This is a genomic window from Flavobacterium sp., assembly GCF_039595935.1.
GTDB lineage: Bacteria > Bacteroidota > Bacteroidia > Flavobacteriales > Flavobacteriaceae > Flavobacterium.
The window spans coordinates 564,437-582,384 of sequence record NZ_JBCNKR010000004.1; the positions used below are offsets into that span (position 1 = coordinate 564,437).

11 protein-coding genes are annotated in these 17,948 nt (G+C 34.9%); 4 read left to right on the forward strand and 7 right to left on the reverse strand.

Features of this window, described 5'->3' with window-relative positions; genetic code table 11:
• Window positions 1-7: 7 nt before the first annotated feature.
• From ABDW27_RS02620 to ABDW27_RS02645, 6 genes are all read right to left on the reverse strand, one after another.
• Window positions 8-2,659, reverse strand: a complete 2,652-nt coding sequence (locus tag ABDW27_RS02620) for a beta-1,3-glucanase family protein (RefSeq protein ID WP_343694502.1) — start codon at window positions 2,657-2,659, stop codon at window positions 8-10.
• 168 nt (window positions 2,660-2,827) lie between these two features.
• Window positions 2,828-6,784 carry a family 16 glycosylhydrolase gene (locus tag ABDW27_RS02625; protein ID WP_343694503.1) on the reverse strand — a complete coding sequence of 1,319 codons (3,957 nt, stop codon included), beginning with the start codon at window positions 6,782-6,784 and terminating at the stop codon, window positions 2,828-2,830.
• A gap of 207 nt (window positions 6,785-6,991) precedes the next feature.
• On the reverse strand, window positions 6,992-9,922 hold the full coding sequence (locus ABDW27_RS02630) for a triple tyrosine motif-containing protein (protein WP_343694504.1): 2,931 nt from the start codon (window positions 9,920-9,922) through the stop codon (window positions 6,992-6,994).
• A 347-nt stretch (window positions 9,923-10,269) separates the two neighbouring features.
• Entirely contained in the window at window positions 10,270-10,914 is a 645-nt protein-coding gene (locus ABDW27_RS02635; RefSeq protein WP_343694505.1) for an HAD family hydrolase, read from the reverse strand.
• Between the two features lie 91 nt (window positions 10,915-11,005).
• Window positions 11,006-11,470 carry an NUDIX domain-containing protein gene (locus tag ABDW27_RS02640; protein WP_343694506.1) on the reverse strand — a complete coding sequence of 155 codons (465 nt, stop codon included), beginning with the start codon at window positions 11,468-11,470 and terminating at the stop codon, window positions 11,006-11,008.
• Between the two features lie 48 nt (window positions 11,471-11,518).
• Window positions 11,519-12,436, reverse strand: coding sequence for a nuclear transport factor 2 family protein (locus ABDW27_RS02645; RefSeq protein WP_343694507.1), 918 nt, complete (start codon window positions 12,434-12,436; stop codon window positions 11,519-11,521).
• Window positions 12,437-12,620: 184 nt separating this feature from the next.
• Between ABDW27_RS02645 and ABDW27_RS02650 the strand changes: the two genes are divergently transcribed.
• Window positions 12,621-13,790 (forward strand): DUF4861 family protein, encoded by a 1,170-nt coding sequence (locus tag ABDW27_RS02650; RefSeq protein WP_343694508.1) that lies wholly within the window; start codon window positions 12,621-12,623, stop codon window positions 13,788-13,790.
• Window positions 13,791-13,968: 178 nt separating this feature from the next.
• Here ABDW27_RS02650 and ABDW27_RS02655 read toward each other — a convergent pair whose 3' ends face one another.
• Entirely contained in the window at window positions 13,969-15,000 is a 1,032-nt protein-coding gene (locus ABDW27_RS02655) for a LacI family DNA-binding transcriptional regulator (protein ID WP_343695269.1), read from the reverse strand.
• A gap of 189 nt (window positions 15,001-15,189) precedes the next feature.
• Here ABDW27_RS02655 and ABDW27_RS02660 point away from each other — a divergent pair, with 189 nt between their 5' ends.
• The 3 genes from ABDW27_RS02660 to uxuA are packed head-to-tail and all read left to right on the forward strand — an operon-like array spanning window position 15,190 to window position 17,721.
• Entirely contained in the window at window positions 15,190-15,639 is a 450-nt protein-coding gene (locus ABDW27_RS02660; RefSeq protein WP_343694509.1) for a YhcH/YjgK/YiaL family protein, read from the forward strand.
• A gap of 51 nt (window positions 15,640-15,690) precedes the next feature.
• Window positions 15,691-16,503 carry an SDR family oxidoreductase gene (locus ABDW27_RS02665; protein ID WP_343694510.1) on the forward strand — a complete coding sequence of 271 codons (813 nt, stop codon included), beginning with the start codon at window positions 15,691-15,693 and terminating at the stop codon, window positions 16,501-16,503.
• 30 nt (window positions 16,504-16,533) lie between these two features.
• Window positions 16,534-17,721, forward strand: a complete 1,188-nt coding sequence (uxuA, locus tag ABDW27_RS02670) for a mannonate dehydratase (protein WP_343694511.1) — start codon at window positions 16,534-16,536, stop codon at window positions 17,719-17,721.
• Window positions 17,722-17,948: the final 227 nt, after the last annotated feature.

Sequence of the window (17,948 nt, forward strand, 5' to 3'; positions counted from 1 at the left end):
TCTAAAATTATTTCTTTATGAAACGCTTGATCGTTTGTTTGCCATCTTTTTCAAAAACAATAAAATAGATTCCTTGTCTCAAATGCGAAACATCAAAACTATTATTGCTGATTTTTTGAGAGGCTACAGTAGATCCCGTTTGTGAATCGACAATTTTTACGCTTCCGCCAGAAAGATCTGTAGTTACATAAAGTGTGTTTTCAACCGGACTTGGATAAACATTTAAAGCAATTTCTGCTGGTTCTTCTGCTGGCTGAACTGAAGCCGTTTTTGCAGCAGCACCCGCACCAACTTTAGTAATTTTAATCCAGTTGATATTCATTCCTGTATTTTGAATGTAGATTCCGAAATTGTATGTTCCGGCATTTACATTTACAGTCTGAGAAACGGTCTGCCAGTTTTGCCAGCCTCCGGTATTTGGAATATCAACATTTCCTAAAACAATAGCTCCTGCATTTAAATCAGAAGATAATCTTCCTCCGGTAACTGCACTTGCCACTCTGTATTCAATTAAATAAGAACCTGTTGTTGGGAAATTGATACTGTTGTATGCTAACCAGTCACCAGTTTCTGTGTAACCTACGTTTGATCCTCCGCCAGTATCTGTAGTTGCTTCAACCTGAATGCCGCTCATTGCTGAATAATCTTCTGCCTGAATTAAAACTGAAGTTTGAGAAGTTGTTGCCGGAACTAATTTCCATTGTCCGCAAGTTTGATTATTGTTATCCCATTGCTGCACAATTGCTCCCGAAGCTGTACTTGCTCCTGCTACCTCAACAATTCTTCCGCTGTGACGGGCAACAATTTTATAAAATCCGCTTCCTGCATCTACCAAAATAAACTGCTGATTGGTTGTCGCATTGTACGGATATTGCTCTACACGTGCACCATTTGCTTTATTGAAATTATTAATATCCATAGACATACCACTGTGGTTGACTATGATTTTGTACATTCCGTCACCTAAATGCGTGAAAGTAAATTTCTGGTTGTTTCCAGAAGTTAAAGCACCTTGATTAATTCCGGCACCGTTTGCCATACTTGCAGTCCAAACATCCATGTACAAATTACTGTTTCTGTTTTGGAGGAAGAAAGTCTGGTTACCTAAAGTGGTAACACCGTTAGGAAGAATTTTTATAGAAGTTACTTTGTCATTCCACGTTGCATTTAAACAAGAAGTATCTGAAGTAATTACGGTTGAAGTTCCTGTAAAATTATCATCCATGTATAAAATTGCTTTATAACCTTGCGCAACTTTTAATGAAGAAATATCATCATTAAGAACTCCTAAAGAATTTAAACGTGCTAAATTGTAATCTCCAATTGTTAATCCGCCAGAGAAACCTGTGTAGTTACAATCTTTATAAACCGTAATTACATCTGTTGAAGCCGGAACTGAAGGAACTAATCCTGCATAACCTCCAAAAGTAGCTATAACTTTAGTTGGCTGAGGCGAATGTAAAGATGGCGACTGATCTGCAACATCATCATAAGCAAATCCATAAGCCAGATTATCAACGTTAATTCCCGGTAAATGCCAGAATTTAGAATAATGGTTAGTTGGGTTTACCTGATAATATTTTGATGCGTCGTACCAGTTTTGCTGTCCAGGATTGGCTGTTGTAACATTTACAACATGTCGGTTAATTGCCGCTGTCAATTGCGCCTGAATTACAAGATCTAAATCTCCATCGACTAATCTTCTGTCCAGAACGCCTTTTCCTTCAAGAGCTTCCTGAGTACTTGGTCTGTTTTGAACTCTTCCAGTACGGCCAACAAATCCTCCAGATTGTCCTACCATTTCTAGTTGCTCTCCAATAACTCTTCCTTTAAAAACTCCGGCATCTCCAGCATAAAATATTAAATCTTCGTTTTTGTATTTATTCCAAATCGCATCGATATATGATTTTAAGTAGTTTTCGTATGGTCCTCCTGCTGCATAAGCGGGAGTTTTAGACGGAGCTGTAATTTCGCCCGTTGCATCGTTTACACAACCTTGAAATTCTGCCGGAACATTCGCTTTAAAAGCCGCAACGATATCAGCATGTTTTTTTAAATCTCCAACTCTTTTTTGGTAACCATTTGCTCCAAATAATTCCAATCCCATTGGATATTTATATGAATCTACACGTGTTGGATTTCCGAAGAAACCATATTGATTATTAGTCAATTCGATCATTTCATATAAAATTCCCTGATTCGGATCTGTTGCGTTTTGCGGATTTGGAGAAGCATATCCTGACGGTGCTCCGCTTGCGCCAAAAAAGTAAAAATACAACTGCGAACCTTTAGAAATAAAAACTCGACAGCCTGCAATTAATGGCAAAGTGAAAGTTTTATTTGGAATTTCACTCAGCTTTGTAAAACACGCCGCATATTTTGAGTTTTGTCCCGGTCCTGTATTTCCACCATAAGTTGGTCCTGTAACCGTGTTGTAAGAAGCACTCATTGGTAAAACCTGACTCGTTTTGGCATTTACCCAAACATGGTTTCCAGTTGTATAATCGATACCAACAATGGCAACATATAAATCGCTGTCGGCAAAAGTTGAATTATTACTAATGGTAAAAGGAACAGGTCCCTGCCCATACATTAAAGTTGAAAACACCAGAAAAAGTGTTGTCAAAATTGAAAATCTTTGAAGTTTATTGCTTTTCATATTTAAATAATTGTGGGGTTACATAAATAGATTCTAAACCAAAGTCATTTTCAAACAATGGTTTTATTATCCGTCAGGCGTAATTCTCGGTGCTATCCTATTAAATTTAATTCCGGCTTTTGATAAGGGGGTTATTTTTAAAACGAATTACACCCAACGGATTTTTAATTATTTCTTAATTAACTTTTTAGTCCAGCTTTTTTGATCTGATTTAAAATTCAGAATATAAATTCCTTTTCTCAGTCTGCTCAAATCAATCACACTTTCATTAGCTTCTTTTTCCAAATTATTCTGAAGAATCAACGATCCAGAATTGTCATAAATCGTAATGATCTTGTTGTCTAAATTTTCTGGAATTGAAACTTGAATATAGTCGCTTGCCGGATTTGGATAGATTGCAAAAACAGCAGTTTCCGGTTTACTTTCTTCCACTATAACATTGGCTTTTTTAGCTGCTGATGCAGATCCATAAGCTTCGATTTCATACAATGAATATCCGTAAGGAGCCAAAGCTTTTGCTGTACACAAGATTCTAAGATATCTACCTGTTCCGCTTACGGTTAAATCATCTGTTCCTCCGTCGCTGGCTGTTTGTGTATTGATTGTTTCACTTTCTGTGAAAACATTATCTGTAGAAAGCTGTACTTTATATTGCGTTGCATAAGCTGCTTCCCATTTCAGTACGACACGGTTTAAGTTGTAATTACTTCCTAAATCAACATAAATCCATTCTGTAGCATTTGCAAAAGAACTTGCCCATCTTGAAACTGTTCCGTCTCCATCTGTTGCTTTATTAGCAGAAAGCGTTGCATTTTCTTCTGTAGAAGCTGTTGCTGTTTTCGATAAAGCTAAATTCACATTCGGATTTGGTGTAATATTTCTAACAATAACATCGCTGAAAACTCCCGTTCCTAAAGTTCCGTTTGCGTGAGATGTAACTGCCATTCCAACATAAATGGTATTGGCCATTGTAATTGTTTTTGGAGTTCCAAGCTGTGTCCACGTTGTACCATTATCAGATATATAAGAAGTAAATACATTTCCAGAACGTACTACACGAACCCATTTTGGTGCAGTTCCCGCAGCAACATCTGCAACCGTTACTCCCGAAGTAGTATTTCTTGATAAAAATTCAACTCCTGCAGCTGGCGTAACATCTGTCATAGCGTGTTTCGAAGTTGGCGTAAGCGTTTCTCTAAACATAACTCCCGCTTTTGCGTACGTATTGGTATTTGTAAGCGAATTTACTTTAGCAATAATTTCAGCATCGCCAGTAATGGATTGATTTACAAATTGAAACTGATCACTTGTTTCCCAAATATCAGTTCCTGAACCTTTAATAGTAAAAGTTCCGCTAGAATGTGCAGCTTCTCCTGCTGGCGTTACCGCTCCTAAATCTGTACTAACCCATGGCGAAGGTAATCCTGCCGGAGTTTCTGTAGAAACTAAATTTAAAGCTCTTAAATTATCAAAATAATATGTGTTTCCAGAATTTGTTCCCGGCTCGTATAAGAAAACAAAACGATTTACTTCATTATCTGCAGTAGATGCATCTGGCGTACTTACGTATGTAAATGTTACCGTATGCCAGGTATTCGTTTGTTTTACAACTCCCTGATAAATACTGTGTCTTCCAACTGGGTAGTTTGACGGAACCGAAGCACTGCTTTCTGCCTGCCATGAAATAATTGATCCAACCGGAGCTGATGTATACACATCCATAGCGAATTTTTTAGTTCCCGCTTTAAAATCTCCAATGTTTGTTAAAGTTGTATTGAATGAGAAATTATCATACAATTCTGTTGACTTACGAACGTATCTTCCAACGTTTGAAGATGTGTTAATTCCTGTCGCACTTGGATTGGCTACGTTTGCTGTATAAGTTCCGATAGCGTCTCTAAATGTAATATTATGTGTGTTTTGATAATCTTCGTAAACTACTCCAGGTGTGTAAGTATCCGGAAGTTTAGTTGCACCAATTCTGATGTTATCAATATAATACGTATCACTTGTGTAAGAACCAGAATTAAACAAAAGAACCATTTGGTTAATTGCCAGGTTTGAAGTTCCGGCATCTGGACTTGAATTATAGTAAAATGTCAGCGTTTCCCATTGATTTTGTTTCGTTGTAATCGCTACATAATTACTATTTCTTCCCGTTGGATAATTTGCAGGAAGCGAAGTCGCACTATTTTCAAAATTCATACTTACAACCGTTCCAACAGGCGCCGTTGTATAAACATCAATCATAATTTTATTAGTTTGGTTTTTGAATAAACCTGCATCTTCGATTGAAGTTTGTGTGTTAAAGAAAAGTACGTCGTATTGTTCGGTTACATTTCTAACGTATCTCGCCACATTTGCAGACGAGTTAACGGAATTTGAACCCGGATTTGCTACAACTGTATAAGTTCCAGTTGTAGTTCCTTTTATAATTTTATTGATGCCATCGTAGTTCTGCAATACATCTGTGGCAACAATTGGTTTTTCTGGTGTAGCTCTTGTTAACAAATTATCATAATAATATGTTGCTCCCGAATTTGAATTTGATTCAAAAAGTAAAACCACATTATTGATTGTCAAAGCACTTGTGTTTGGATCGATTATTTTCTCAAATTCAAATTCAATCGTTTCCCATTTATTTTGAACTGTTGTAGTCGCTTTGTAACCACTATGTCTTCCTGACGGATAATTAGTTGCCGTTGTAACATTGCTATTTTCTAACTGCATAGAAATTTTTGTTCCAACCGGTGCCGAAGTATACAAATCAAAAGAGATTCTTTTTCTTCCTGACACATAATCATTTGCATTACTGATTACGATATTTTTGATATTGAAAACATCATATAATTCAGAAGAATTACGAACGTATCTTCCAACCAAAGCCGAAGTATTAATTCCAGTTGCAGATGGATTTGCAATCGCTTCTGTTAAAACTCCTGTTTTATTTCCGTAAACAACATTTCTGTTTGTTTGAAAATCTTCCTGAATTTTCTCAACAGGAATTGCAGCTTCTGTCGCTACAGCCAATTTATAAGTATTTGCCGTACAGCCAGAAGTTGTTGCCGTTACCGAAACATCTCCGCCTGTAGTTCCCCAATTTACTGTTACAGCATTTGTTCCTTGTCCAGCCGTAATTGTCGCTCCCGAAGGAACTGTCCAGTTATAAGTCGCTCCTGCAATTGCGCTTATAGAATAAGTTTTACCTGTTTCGTTTTGGTACACTTTTGCATCGCCTGCAACGGCATATTTATAACTTCCGTCATAAACACGAACGTAATCTACCTGTAATTTAGCCGGAAAATCTCCCGGAACTGGTGCTACTCCTGCTCCATTTACACTCGTATAAGGCGTTCCTGCACTACCAACAGCCAAATTTAAAATAATATAAAACTGACTATCATTAAAAGGCCATCCGCCGTTTACTGTAGTATTTGGAGTTGCGGTGTGAAATAAAAGATCATCAACATACCATTTAATGAAATTTGGTCCCCATTCTACCGCGTAAACGTGAAAATCAGAAGATAAATCGGTTGGAGAGCTATAACTTCTGCCTGTAAAATGATATCCGTTACCGTCATAATGGATCGTTCCGTCTACAGATTGTGGGTTTCTGTGTTTGGCTTCCATGATATCAATTTCACCTGTATACGGCCAGTTTCCGTTAACCGGAAGCATCCAGAAAGCCGGCCATGCGCCTTGTCCGTTTGATAATTTCATACGGGCTTCTACTCTACCATACTTAAGTGAATACTTTCCTTCTGTAGTTAATTTTGAAGAAGCATAAGGCTGATCCGGAAAAGAACCGCTTGGCTGATATTTTGCCTCAATGTTTAAGTAACTGTTTGTTCCTTCTTTTACAATTGTTGCCTGATTTGGATCGTAACGCTGAGCCTCAGCATTTCCGAATCCGCAAAGTGAAGGACAGCCATTTCCTGAAATACTCTGCCATTTGGTTAGGTCGACTGTAGTACCATTAAATTCATCAGACCAAACCAATGTTTTGCATTGTGACTGGACTTTCATAAATGGCAGCAAAAGAAATATTGCTACAGCCAAAAATTGTTTAAAATAATAGAAATTGTCTTTCGGTGGTCGGCCGAAAAAAGAGTCATTTTGATTCATTTTTTTTAGTTTTTTGTTAGTAAAGTTTATTACCACAATAAAACCTGTTCTGCAGTAAACAGGTCATTATTTTAATAATAATCCGACAATATTAACAAATAAATCAGGCTAGACTTACATTTTTGGGTACGGTTTGACTACGGTGGTCGTAAAAAAATGCATAAAAAAGACGTAAAACTACTTAGGATTTTACGTCACAATAAAAAATTAAAAATTTAGAATGAATTCTGTAATATTTGCGTCAGAAGGAAGCTGTAATTTTTTTCGAATTCTGTATCGGGTATCTTCAACTCCCCGAACAGAAATTCCTAAAAGCGGCGCAATTTCTTTTGTATTAAAGTTCATTCGCAGATAAGCACACAAACGCATATCTCTCGGAGTCAATTCCGGATAGCTTTGTTTAAGTCTTTGCATGAAATTATCATGAAGCTGATTAAAGATTTCTTCAAACTCATTCCATTGTTTGTCGCCCTGCAATTCATGATCGATCAGTTTGTTTATTTTCGTTAATAAACTAAAGTTCACATTAGGATCATTTTTCTTATCAATCTGGCTAATCAATTCTTTTATAGAAAGCAGGATTTCATTTAAGTGAATAAGGTTTACGGTACTCGAAGCCACTTTAGCATTTTTGAGATTGATGGTTGTTTCAAGATTTTCACGAACAATTGCCATATTTTCCTGTTCCAAAGTCAGCCTTTGCTCGTTTAGTTCAGCACGGCTGCGAAGTAATTCTTTTTCCTGATTTAAAATCAATTGCTGTCGATCACGTTCCGCCACAGATTTCTGATATTTAATAATCAAATAAATCACAACACTATACAGGATAAAATACAAAATATAAGCCCAAATAGTTCTGTACCAAGGCGGAAGAATTTCAAAACGAAAAACAGCTTCTTCGCTTACAACATCATAAATATTTTTTGCTCTTACGTGAAAAACATATTCATTTTCAGGAAGGTTTGTATATTCTTTTTCTGTTTGAAGGCTGTACTCCGACCATTTGGGTTCAAAACCTTCTAACCAATATTCATATTTTGTAGCATCGGCTTCATCATAAAAAAGAGAAGAAAAAGAAAAATGCAGTGCGTTATTTGAATACGATAAAACTCTGGAGATTTCTTCTCCGGCTTCTTTCGTTTTGTTAGGAAGTACATCATAACGGCTTGAAAATATCAAACTGTCTTTCGGAAAAATACATTTCACTTCTGAAATTAACGCTTTATATTTCGTTTGATATTTTTTGTTTTTAATAGCATTATAATGAATTAAGCCATCCTGTGTACCAAAAAATACATCTCCGCTTGTTGTGGTTTGAATATTTTCAAAACCCGGAACATATAAATAGCGAAGTTTTCTAAAAGGCAGTTCTTCAACCGTAAAACTTCCTTTTGAATTTTTAGTCATTTTTCCGGTGTTTTCTCCAGAAACGTACCAGATATTATTTTGATTATCTGATTTTAATAAACGAATATGACTTTCCAAACCCAAATATTTTTTAAAAACAGGTTCGGGAATCATTTTCTTAGAATGTGAATCTTGTTTGTAAACGCCTTTTGTTGTTCCAAAAAGAATTTGGTTATCGATTTTAAATGTATTCAGGAACAAACTCGACGGAAAACCATTTTTTTGATTGTAAAACTGAACGTCAGAAACGGCATCGAATGTCTTATTAAATTTAATTTTATAAATCCCTTTGTAACCGTGTGCAATCCAAAAATCGCCATTTTGATCAGTTTCAATTACACGGCTGCTTTCTTCAAAACCTTTTATTTTGTTTTGAAATACCCATGTGTTATTTATTTTTTTAAGAAGATACATTCCATTATAACCGCCAACAATCAATAAATCAGGATGATTAGGAACTAAAATTCCTTTCCAGGCTCCATCAACTTTTGCTAATAATTTAGCTGAATTTCCTGAAACTTCAAAAATGCCGTTTTTTTCAAAAGCTAGAAGCGAATTCCCAAAAACACCAATGTTCCAGACATTTTCATACATTTCTGCTATGTGCTGAAAGTTGGCGTTTTCATGTTTGCCATTTTTATAAGATTCCCAATCCATCCAGAACAAACCATTATCTGTAGCGATGTATAATTTATTCTGATAAATCTGACTGCAGTAAATTTTTGTTTCTGAACTTGAAGTATCCAAAATTCGTGACAAAGGCGAAGAAATCTGGATCAGCGAAATTCCTTCTTTCAGCGTAACCCATAAATTGCTTTCCTTATCAACTTTTAAATTTGTTACATAATCATTTTGCAAACCCATTTGTTTGTTGATATGCTGAATTAAATGTCCCGCACTATCTATAACTATCAATCCGGATTGTCGGGTTCCAATTCCGAAATATCCATCAGAAAGTTCAACAGCAACTGAGATTTGATTTTGCTTTAATAAATAATCTGCTTCTGTTACAAATGGTTTTAGTTCATTATTTTTAAAAGTAAAAAGTCCATTTTTTTGGGTAAATAATAAAAGTCCATTTTGGGTTTCAAAGATTTTTCGAATTTTCATTCCGGTAAACTTTTCGGCATTTGTAATCGAAACCAACACATCATTTTTTAGTTTCAATAAACCTTTAGCATTACTCGAAACATAGATTTCATTATTAACTTCAAAGAAATCATCAAACTTTGAAGGCGTTTTTAAAACCTTGATTTTATTATTCTTATAGATAAAAATTTCTTCGTAAGAGAAAAAAATCACCTCATTATTTTTAATAATCGTATGTACAACATCCCCAAAATTCAAAGCCCATTTCGGAAGCAGTTTTACTAAAGAAGTATATTGATATTGTCCGTTTGGCAGCTGAATTACATAACCAAAATCGCCCTGAGCGCCCACATACATTTTGTCTTTTTTATCAATCGCCAGAGAGCGAACCATACTACGGTTTTCGGGCTGTGTTACGATGCTCCAGCGAACACCATCAAACTGCATGATCCCGAAATGATTGGCAAAAAACATCATTCCTTTAGAATCCTGCAGCACGTCCCAGTTTTCTGAAGCCGCTTTGTAAGTTTTCGGATTATAATTGGTTATAAAAGGAACTCCAATTTTTTTAATTTGAGCCTTTAAAATTGAAGATAAAAGTAATATCGATAAAAATAAAATTCTAAATATAAATTTCGTCATTTCGTTTCTGTCTGTAGGTTACTTTGTGACTTTTGTGAATCACAATTTCAAAAATGACTCTTTGGGAAAGACATTTTCTAGGTAAAAAACATTCATTCTTTTAAATGTACCAATAACAATTATTCATCATTGTTAAACCAAAAAAGAGAATGTCGAAATTCAAATATATAAAAATTTATTTTAATGCAACAAATTACATTTTAATCAAATAAATTAGCAATTGTAAGATTAAATTTCAAAAAACTTTGCGACACAATCTTTGCGGATATACTTTGCGTACAACTAAACCCGACAGGTTTTAAAACCTGTCGGGTTTAACACACAACTTTAAATCTAAAATCTGAATTCTAAAATCTAAAATCCAGTATCTCGCTCAGTTCTTCATAACTATGAAAAAGAACTGCTCCTTCTTCTTCTAAATCATTATCATTAAAACCATTAGCAAAGCCATAAACTTTGAAACCGCCGCTTCGTCCTGCTTTTACGCCCGCTTTACTGTCTTCAAGAACAATGCAGTCTTTTACTTCAAAACCCATTTCCTTGGCAGCATGCAGAAAAATTCCCGGATCAGGTTTCCAACTGTTAATTTGATAGGAACTGAATATTTTATTTTCGAATTTATCCAGTAAACCAGCAACTTCAAGGTTTAAGCGGATTTTCTCAACCGGACCGCTCGAAGCGACACAATACGGAATTTTTAGTTTTTCGATAAATTCAACAACACCTTCCATTGGTTTTACTTCCGTTCTAAAAGCATTAAAACTTCTCTGGCGATATTCGGCTTCAAAAGTTTCAGGAAGTTTTTGATCGATTGCCTCTTCAATATGTCGGAAACAATCTTTTAAATTTCGGCCGTTAAAATTACGGTAAGCATCTTCAATTTCCATTTCAAAACCGTGTTCTGCTGCCATTTCAAGCAAAATTCCGTTTCCAATTTTCTCTGTATCAACCAAAACTCCATCACAATCAAAAATAATACACTTAACTTCCATATTCTTTATTTACATTTTAAAAATATCTGATAAAAAGAATCAGACGACAAGAATGTAAATTACAAAAATTAATTCAGAAACGGATTGTTATCTATAAAGAAGCCGAAATTTTAGAAATCATCTGCACAATAAAATCAGCTTGTGCGGGATTTATTTTTTTTAAGGCTTCGGCTGTTTGAAACCATTCGGCTCTGTCAATTTCTGGAAATTTTTGAAATTTTCCTGATTTTGGCGGCCATTCAATTTCAAAATCATTGCTTTTTACCAAAGTTTCATCAACATCAAACTCGACAGCCCAGGCATGAACAATTTTACCTGATTTTAGTTTTACATATTCGAGTTTTATAAAATCACCGTCGACCTCAAAACCGGTTTCTTCCTTAAACTCGCGTATCGCGGCATCGAGCGGATCTTCATCTTCTGTAAATTCTCCTTTTGGAATCGACCAGCTTTCTAAATCTTTATTTTTCCAAAACGGCCCGCCAGGATGAACTAAAAAGAAAAAAATAGTTTTGTCTACGAATTTATATGCTAATATTCCGGCGCTCTGCTTCATGTAATTTATTTTACATAAATATCGTGATTCTTTTTGAATTACAGCTATTTAATTATGATTTACCATTTGACGATACAGCATTAAAATTCCGTTTTCGTCCCTTTTCCAGATATTCGTGCTTTTTCCGGTAACAGTTGCTTTTCCTTTTTTATTATCCCATGAAACATCAACATAATAATAGCCATATTCGATAACAAAATTATTTATCGGAATCATTCTGCTGGCTTTAATCGAAATAGAATCGATCGAAACGCCATTTGGCTTTTCGTGTTCTACAAAATAAGGTTTGATGTTTTCTAATCCAACAAACATTGGAGAATCGTAAGTTAGATAAATGGCATCTTTAATAAAGAATTCATCAGCATGTTTTTCGCCTTCCCTATTTGTTACAAGTTCTGCAATGCGCTGATTTCGTTTATTGATTTCGTTCTCTAAAGATTTTTTTACAGCAGGTTTTGGGATATCGCTTTCTTTCGTTTTTATAGAAGCAAAATTAGTTCCGTCAATTCCTTTATTGGCTCCCCATATTTCTGAAATTAAAGTGGGTTTTCCGTCTTTTGCAATCTTCCACACATTTAAATATTTTCCATCATACATTAATGGGCTCTTTTCATTAACTGCATTAATATTGAAAGTTCCAATTTCAATTGCATAATTATCCAACAGCTGAACTTCATAAATATCTCGTTTATAAGCATTTATTTTAAACGAAGAAAGCCATTGCTGATAATAGGATTTAATGTTTTCTTTTGTGTATAAAGCTTTATGATATTCCGGCATGCAGACTGGTTCTTTTTCGTCATAATATTTTATAATGACGCTGCTGTCATTATGGAGAAAAGAATCTGCAATTTGATTGTTTATATCTTTTAGTTTTTCTTTAAACTGATCTGCATTTATAATGATTTGTCCTTGTAGATTCACAAAAATTGAAAACAATATTATTGATAAATATCTCTTTTTCATAGTTTTAGAATATTTTAATGGTTTATTAAAAGTAGAAAAAGATTTTTAACTAATTCAAAAAAATATTCATATAAAATTCATTATCAGTCATTTGTACATTATTACTCTATTTATGTATTTATAAATACTTTTAGATTTGTAATTTTATAAGAAACAAAAAGCAAAAATTAAAAACTATCTCATTTTGAAAAAACATCTTTTATTAACCGCAATTCTGGCTGGAAGTTTCAATATTCAGGCTCAAAATAAAACTATAACAATCAGCAATAATTTAAAGGTTGACAGAGAATTTGAAACTGTCGAATTAACTAAAAAATCGCTCGGATTATCAGCAGATTCTAAACTTGAAAATTATGCTGTAAAAGATCTCAGCAATAATTCATTTTTAGAAACACAAACCGTAGACAACGACGGTGACGGAACTGCGGATGTGCTTTTATTTCAGCCAAAAATCAAAGCTTCGTCAAAAGAGGATTTTGAAGTTTTTGTTGGAACAAATCCTTCTGCTTCGAAAATTGTTAGTTGTTATTCCAGATTTGTTCCCGAAAGAACCGATGATTATGCGTGGGAAAATAATAAAGTAGCTTTTAGAACTTACGGCCCTGTAGCTCAAAAAATGGTCGAAGACAATATTGCCGGCGGAACTTTAACCAGCGGAATTGATGCCTGGCTAAAAAGAGTCGATTATCCAATCATTAATAAATGGTATGAAAAAGCCACAAACGGAACAGGAACGTATCACAAAGATACTGGCGAAGGTTTAGATAATTTCCACGTTGGTGACAGCCGTGGAATTGGCGGAATTGCTGTAAATGTTGATGGCAAATATTATTTTTCTAAAAACTTCGTAAGCTGGAAAACCATTACAACCGGACCAATCAGAACAAGTTTTATTTTAACGTATGCGGATTGGGATGCAAAAGGAAATAAAATAACTGAATCTAAATTAATCAGTTTAGATTATGGAAGTCAGTTTTCTCGTTTTGAAATCAATATTACGGGAACTAAAACCATTTCTGCCGGAATAACGCTTCACGAGAAAAAAGGAACTATTGGAACTAATTTAAAACAAGGCTGGTTAAGTTACTGGGAACCAATTGACGATTCTGAAATTGGTTTAGGTTTAGTCGCTCCAAAAGGCACTTTGAAGAGTTTTGACAATCATGTTACGGATGAAAAAGATTTAAGTAATCTGTATGGAGATATTTCTGTTAAAAACGGAAAAGCCATTTATTATGTTGGTTTTGGGTGGAAAAAAGGAAGTCCGTTTCAAACCAAACAAGAATGGGAAACTTATTTGAGCTCTTTTGCTGAGAAAATCAATAATCCTTTGATTGTGAAGGTTAAGAAATAAGATTGGCCACGAAGACAATAAGATATATTATCATTTTTGTTATTTCGAGGAACGAGAAATCTCCACAAGTAGCTCTACAAAGATTGGCGCCTTTCTTTACGGAGTTACTTGCGCAGATTTCTCGTTCCTCGAAATGACAAGATTGTGTTTAATCCGTAAAACCTGTGGGCAATTAAAATCATCTCCTAGCAGGAAAATAATTCTCCTTTAAGATAATTTCCAGCGGAATATAATGTGTGCGTTCTGCATCTTCCTGAAGAACCAGTTTTTTATACAAATAATTAATTCCCATATAACCTTGACTTTCTGGTCTTTGGTTAATTAAAAAATCAATTACACCTTTATTTAAGTATTCGATATTATCATTTAATAAATCGTAACCAATTATTCGGATACCTTTTATATTGTTTTGTTCCAAAAATCGGGCAACAATATAGGCTCTTGAATTAGGAACAAAAATGCTGTTGATTCCGGAAAACATTTCCAAATTCATTTGATCAATTCCAGAATCTTTAATTGTAACTTCTGAAAACTTGAAATTCGTAAGTTCATCGTGATCTTTAAAATAAGAATAAAAACCGTCAATTCGCTGTAAGTAAACCGACGTACTTTCGATTTCGCGGGTAATTTTAAAAATTAAAACATGTCTTTCGTTTTTAACCGCAAAACTGATTAATCTTCCGGCCAGATAACCGCTTTGAAAAGCATCCTGACCAACATAAGCGTGATCATCTTCATTCGAAATATTCGAATCGATCATGACAACCGGAATATTTTTCTTTTTATATTCATTTAAAAACTGAACCGAATCTTCGTAAAATATTGGTGCAAACAACAATCCGTCGCAGTCAAAATCCATTACTTTTTTGACAGATTCTTTAAAAGAAGCCGTATCAAAATCATAAAAGAAATAATCCAGAACGATTCCGAATTTGCTAAACTCTAAAGCCGCTTTTTCAATTCCTTCAACCTGACTGCGCCAATATTCCAATTTTTCATATTTAGGGAGGAAAACTGCAAAACGAAACTTTTTATTCAAAGCCAGATTACTTGCCAGAATATTTCGTTTATAACCAAATTCTTCAATTATAGCATTGACTTTGTCTACAGTTTCCTGTGCAGCCTGACCGCGATTATGAATAATCCTGTCAACAGTTCCGGGCGAAACATTGGCTAATTCCGCTATTTTTTTTATTGTTATGATATTGATTCTTTTTTAGTTAAAATAATAAAAGCTCTTTTGTGAAAATTATTTTTTTTAGCAAAAATAAGTTGTTTTACATTACAATTTACATACATTTGTAAAATACCGTGTGCGTACACGTAAAAATACACATAATATAAAAACGACAAGTTTTTTTATATTATTTATTTCAAAAAAAAAACAAAATCTTACCAAATGATAATAGATTCAGTTCATAATGCAGCGAAATATTACAGCCTGCATCCTAATTTTCAAAAAGCTTTTGAATATGTAAGCCAAACCGATATTGCCAGCCTTGAAGCGGGAACTATAGAAATTAATGAAGGCTTAAAGCTAATAGTAATTCACGGCGACGGAAATACAAGAGAAGAAAGCATTAAAGGTTTTGAATGTCATGACAAAAACATCGACATTCAGATTTCTATACAAGGTCCTGAAACTTTTGCGTGGAAACCAAGAGAAAAATGTGTTAGCCCAAACGGAGATTATAGCGACGAAAGAGATGTTCGTTTTTTCCATGATAAACCCGATATGTTTTTTGAATTGCAGGAAAAGCAATTTGCGATTTTATTTCCGGAAGATGTTCACGCAGCAATGATTGGCGAAGGCTTTTTGAAAAAACTGGTATTTAAAGTTAAAATATAAATTTCTGTTTTTCAGGTTTCAGGTTCAAAAATTATAAATATAAAAATAAGAATGGATTCAGTATTTAATCTAAAAGGAAAAATTGCACTTATAACAGGCGGCGCCGGAGTACTAGGAAGTAGATTTGCAAATGTTTTGGCTCAGCAAGGCGTTATTGTGGGAATCGTTTCTCAATCTCTTGAAAAAGCAGAGAAAACTGTTCAAAATATAGAAGCAAATGGCGGACAAGGATTTGCGATTCAGGCGAATGTTTTAAGCAAAGAAGAATTAGAAAAAGCAAAAGACTTTATCGTTGAAAAATACGGTCGTTTAGATATCTTAATTAATGCTGCCGGAGGAAATATGCCGGGCGCAACGATTCAGCCGGATCAGGCCATTTATGATATGAAAAGCGATGATTTACAAAAAGTTGTAGATTTAAATATCATCGGAACAATGCTTCCAACTCAGGTTTTTGCAGAGCTTTTTGCCAAACAAAAATCAGGAAATATCATTAATATTTCATCAGCATCGGCACAAAGACCTTTAACGAGAGTTGTAGGTTATTCTGCTTCAAAAGCGGCAATCGACAATTTCACACAATGGATGGCGGTTGAATTGGCTCAAAAATATGGCGAAGGAATTCGTGTAAATGCGATTTCACCAGGATTTTTTATTGGAGAACAAAACCGTGCTTTATTGTTAACTCCAGACGGAAAATTAACTCCGCGTGGTGAAAAAATCATCGATCACACACCAATGGGAAGATTTGGAACTCCGGAAGATATCGACGGCGCACTTTTATTTTTATGCAGCGATATGTCAAAATTTGTTACAGGAACAATTTTAAAAGTTGACGGCGGATTTGCGGCAACAAGTATTTAAAAACTAACTTACAAAACAACATACTACAAAATGGAACAAACATTAAGATGGTTCGGACCAAATGATCCTGTTTCTTTACAAGATATTAAACAAACCGGAGCAACCGGAATTGTTACAGCTCTACACCATATCCCGAACGGAGAAGTTTGGAGTATCGACGAAATCATCAAACGAAAAGTGGAAATCGAACACGAAAACGGCGATCCAAAAAAAGGCGCTTCGGGTTTGACCTGGTCGGTTGTGGAAAGTATTCCGGTTCATGAGGATATTAAAAAACAAACAGGAAAATATCTTCAATACATTGAAAATTATAAAGAAAGCATTCGCAATCTGGCTTTATGTGGCATTAAATGCGTGTGTTATAATTTCATGCCGGTTTTAGACTGGTCAAGAACAGATTTGTCGTTTACGGTTGAAGACGGTTCAAAAGCTTTACGTTTTGACATCAACGCTTTTGCGGCTTTTGAATTGTTTATTTTAAAAAGACCAGGTGCTGAAAACGAATATTCGGCAGAACAAAAACAAAAAGCAAAAAGCTATTTTGAAGCCATGACTCCAGAAGATAAAATCAAATTACAGCAAAATATTCTGGCTGGACTTCCGGGTGCTGAAGAAGCGTATACAGTCGAAGATTTCTTAGTAACATTAAGCGCATATAATCATATTGACAGACAGGCTTTAAAGAATAATCTTTTTCATTTTTTAAAAGAAATTATTCCGGTTGCCGAAAGTAAAGGTGTTTTGATGGCGATTCACCCAGACGATCCTCCCTACCCGATTTTAGGTTTACCGAGAGTTGTAAGTACCGAAGAAGATTTAATTGAATTAATGAACGCTGCGCCTTCAAAATCAAATGGGTTTACAATGTGTACGGGTTCATACGGTGTTCGTGCCGATAATGATTTACCGGGAATCGTAAGACGTCACGGCGATAAAATGAATTTTATTCACTTAAGAAGTACACAGCGCGACGAAGAAGGAAGTTTCTACGAAGCAAATCATCTTGAAGGCGATGTTGATATGTACGAAGTTGTAAAAGCGATTTTGGAAGTCGAAAAAAGAAACAACAGCAAATTGCCAATGCGTCCGGATCATGGGCACCAAATGCTGGATGATTTAAAGAAAAAAACAAATCCGGGTTATTCTGCAATTGGCCGTTTAAGAGGTCTGGCAGAATTACGAGGACTTGAATTAGGGATTAAGCGATCTATATTATAATGGATTTGCCACGAAGGCACTAAGGCGCGAAGTTCTTTTTAAGCTTTATGTTTTTAGTCTCGCAAAGTCGCAGAGACGCAAAGTTTTAAAGGTAGAATTGTCATTCCGAGGAACGAGGAATCTTCGCAAGCAGCTCGACAAAGATTGACGATTTTCATTGCGGAGCTGCTTACGAAGATCCTTCCTTCGTCAGGATGACAAAAAAATGAGAAAAAAAATCCGCAAAA

What these genes read in the sequence shown, in the direction of transcription:
- ABDW27_RS02660 (WP_343694509.1), top strand. Translation starts at nt 15,190, where the DNA reads ATGATAATAGATTCAGTTCATAATGCAGCGAAATATTACAGCCTGCAT.
- ABDW27_RS02665 (WP_343694510.1), top strand. Translation starts at nt 15,691, where the DNA reads ATGGATTCAGTATTTAATCTAAAAGGAAAAATTGCACTTATAACAGGC.
- ABDW27_RS02645 (WP_343694507.1), bottom strand. Translation starts at nt 12,436, where the DNA reads ATGAAAAAGAGATATTTATCAATAATATTGTTTTCAATTTTTGTGAAT.
- ABDW27_RS02640 (WP_343694506.1), bottom strand. Translation starts at nt 11,470, where the DNA reads ATGAAGCAGAGCGCCGGAATATTAGCATATAAATTCGTAGACAAAACT.
- uxuA (WP_343694511.1), top strand. Translation starts at nt 16,534, where the DNA reads ATGGAACAAACATTAAGATGGTTCGGACCAAATGATCCTGTTTCTTTA.
- ABDW27_RS02635 (WP_343694505.1), bottom strand. Translation starts at nt 10,914, where the DNA reads ATGGAAGTTAAGTGTATTATTTTTGATTGTGATGGAGTTTTGGTTGAT.
- ABDW27_RS02630 (WP_343694504.1), bottom strand. Translation starts at nt 9,922, where the DNA reads ATGACGAAATTTATATTTAGAATTTTATTTTTATCGATATTACTTTTA.
- ABDW27_RS02620 (WP_343694502.1), bottom strand. Translation starts at nt 2,659, where the DNA reads ATGAAAAGCAATAAACTTCAAAGATTTTCAATTTTGACAACACTTTTT.
- ABDW27_RS02625 (WP_343694503.1), bottom strand. Translation starts at nt 6,784, where the DNA reads ATGAATCAAAATGACTCTTTTTTCGGCCGACCACCGAAAGACAATTTC.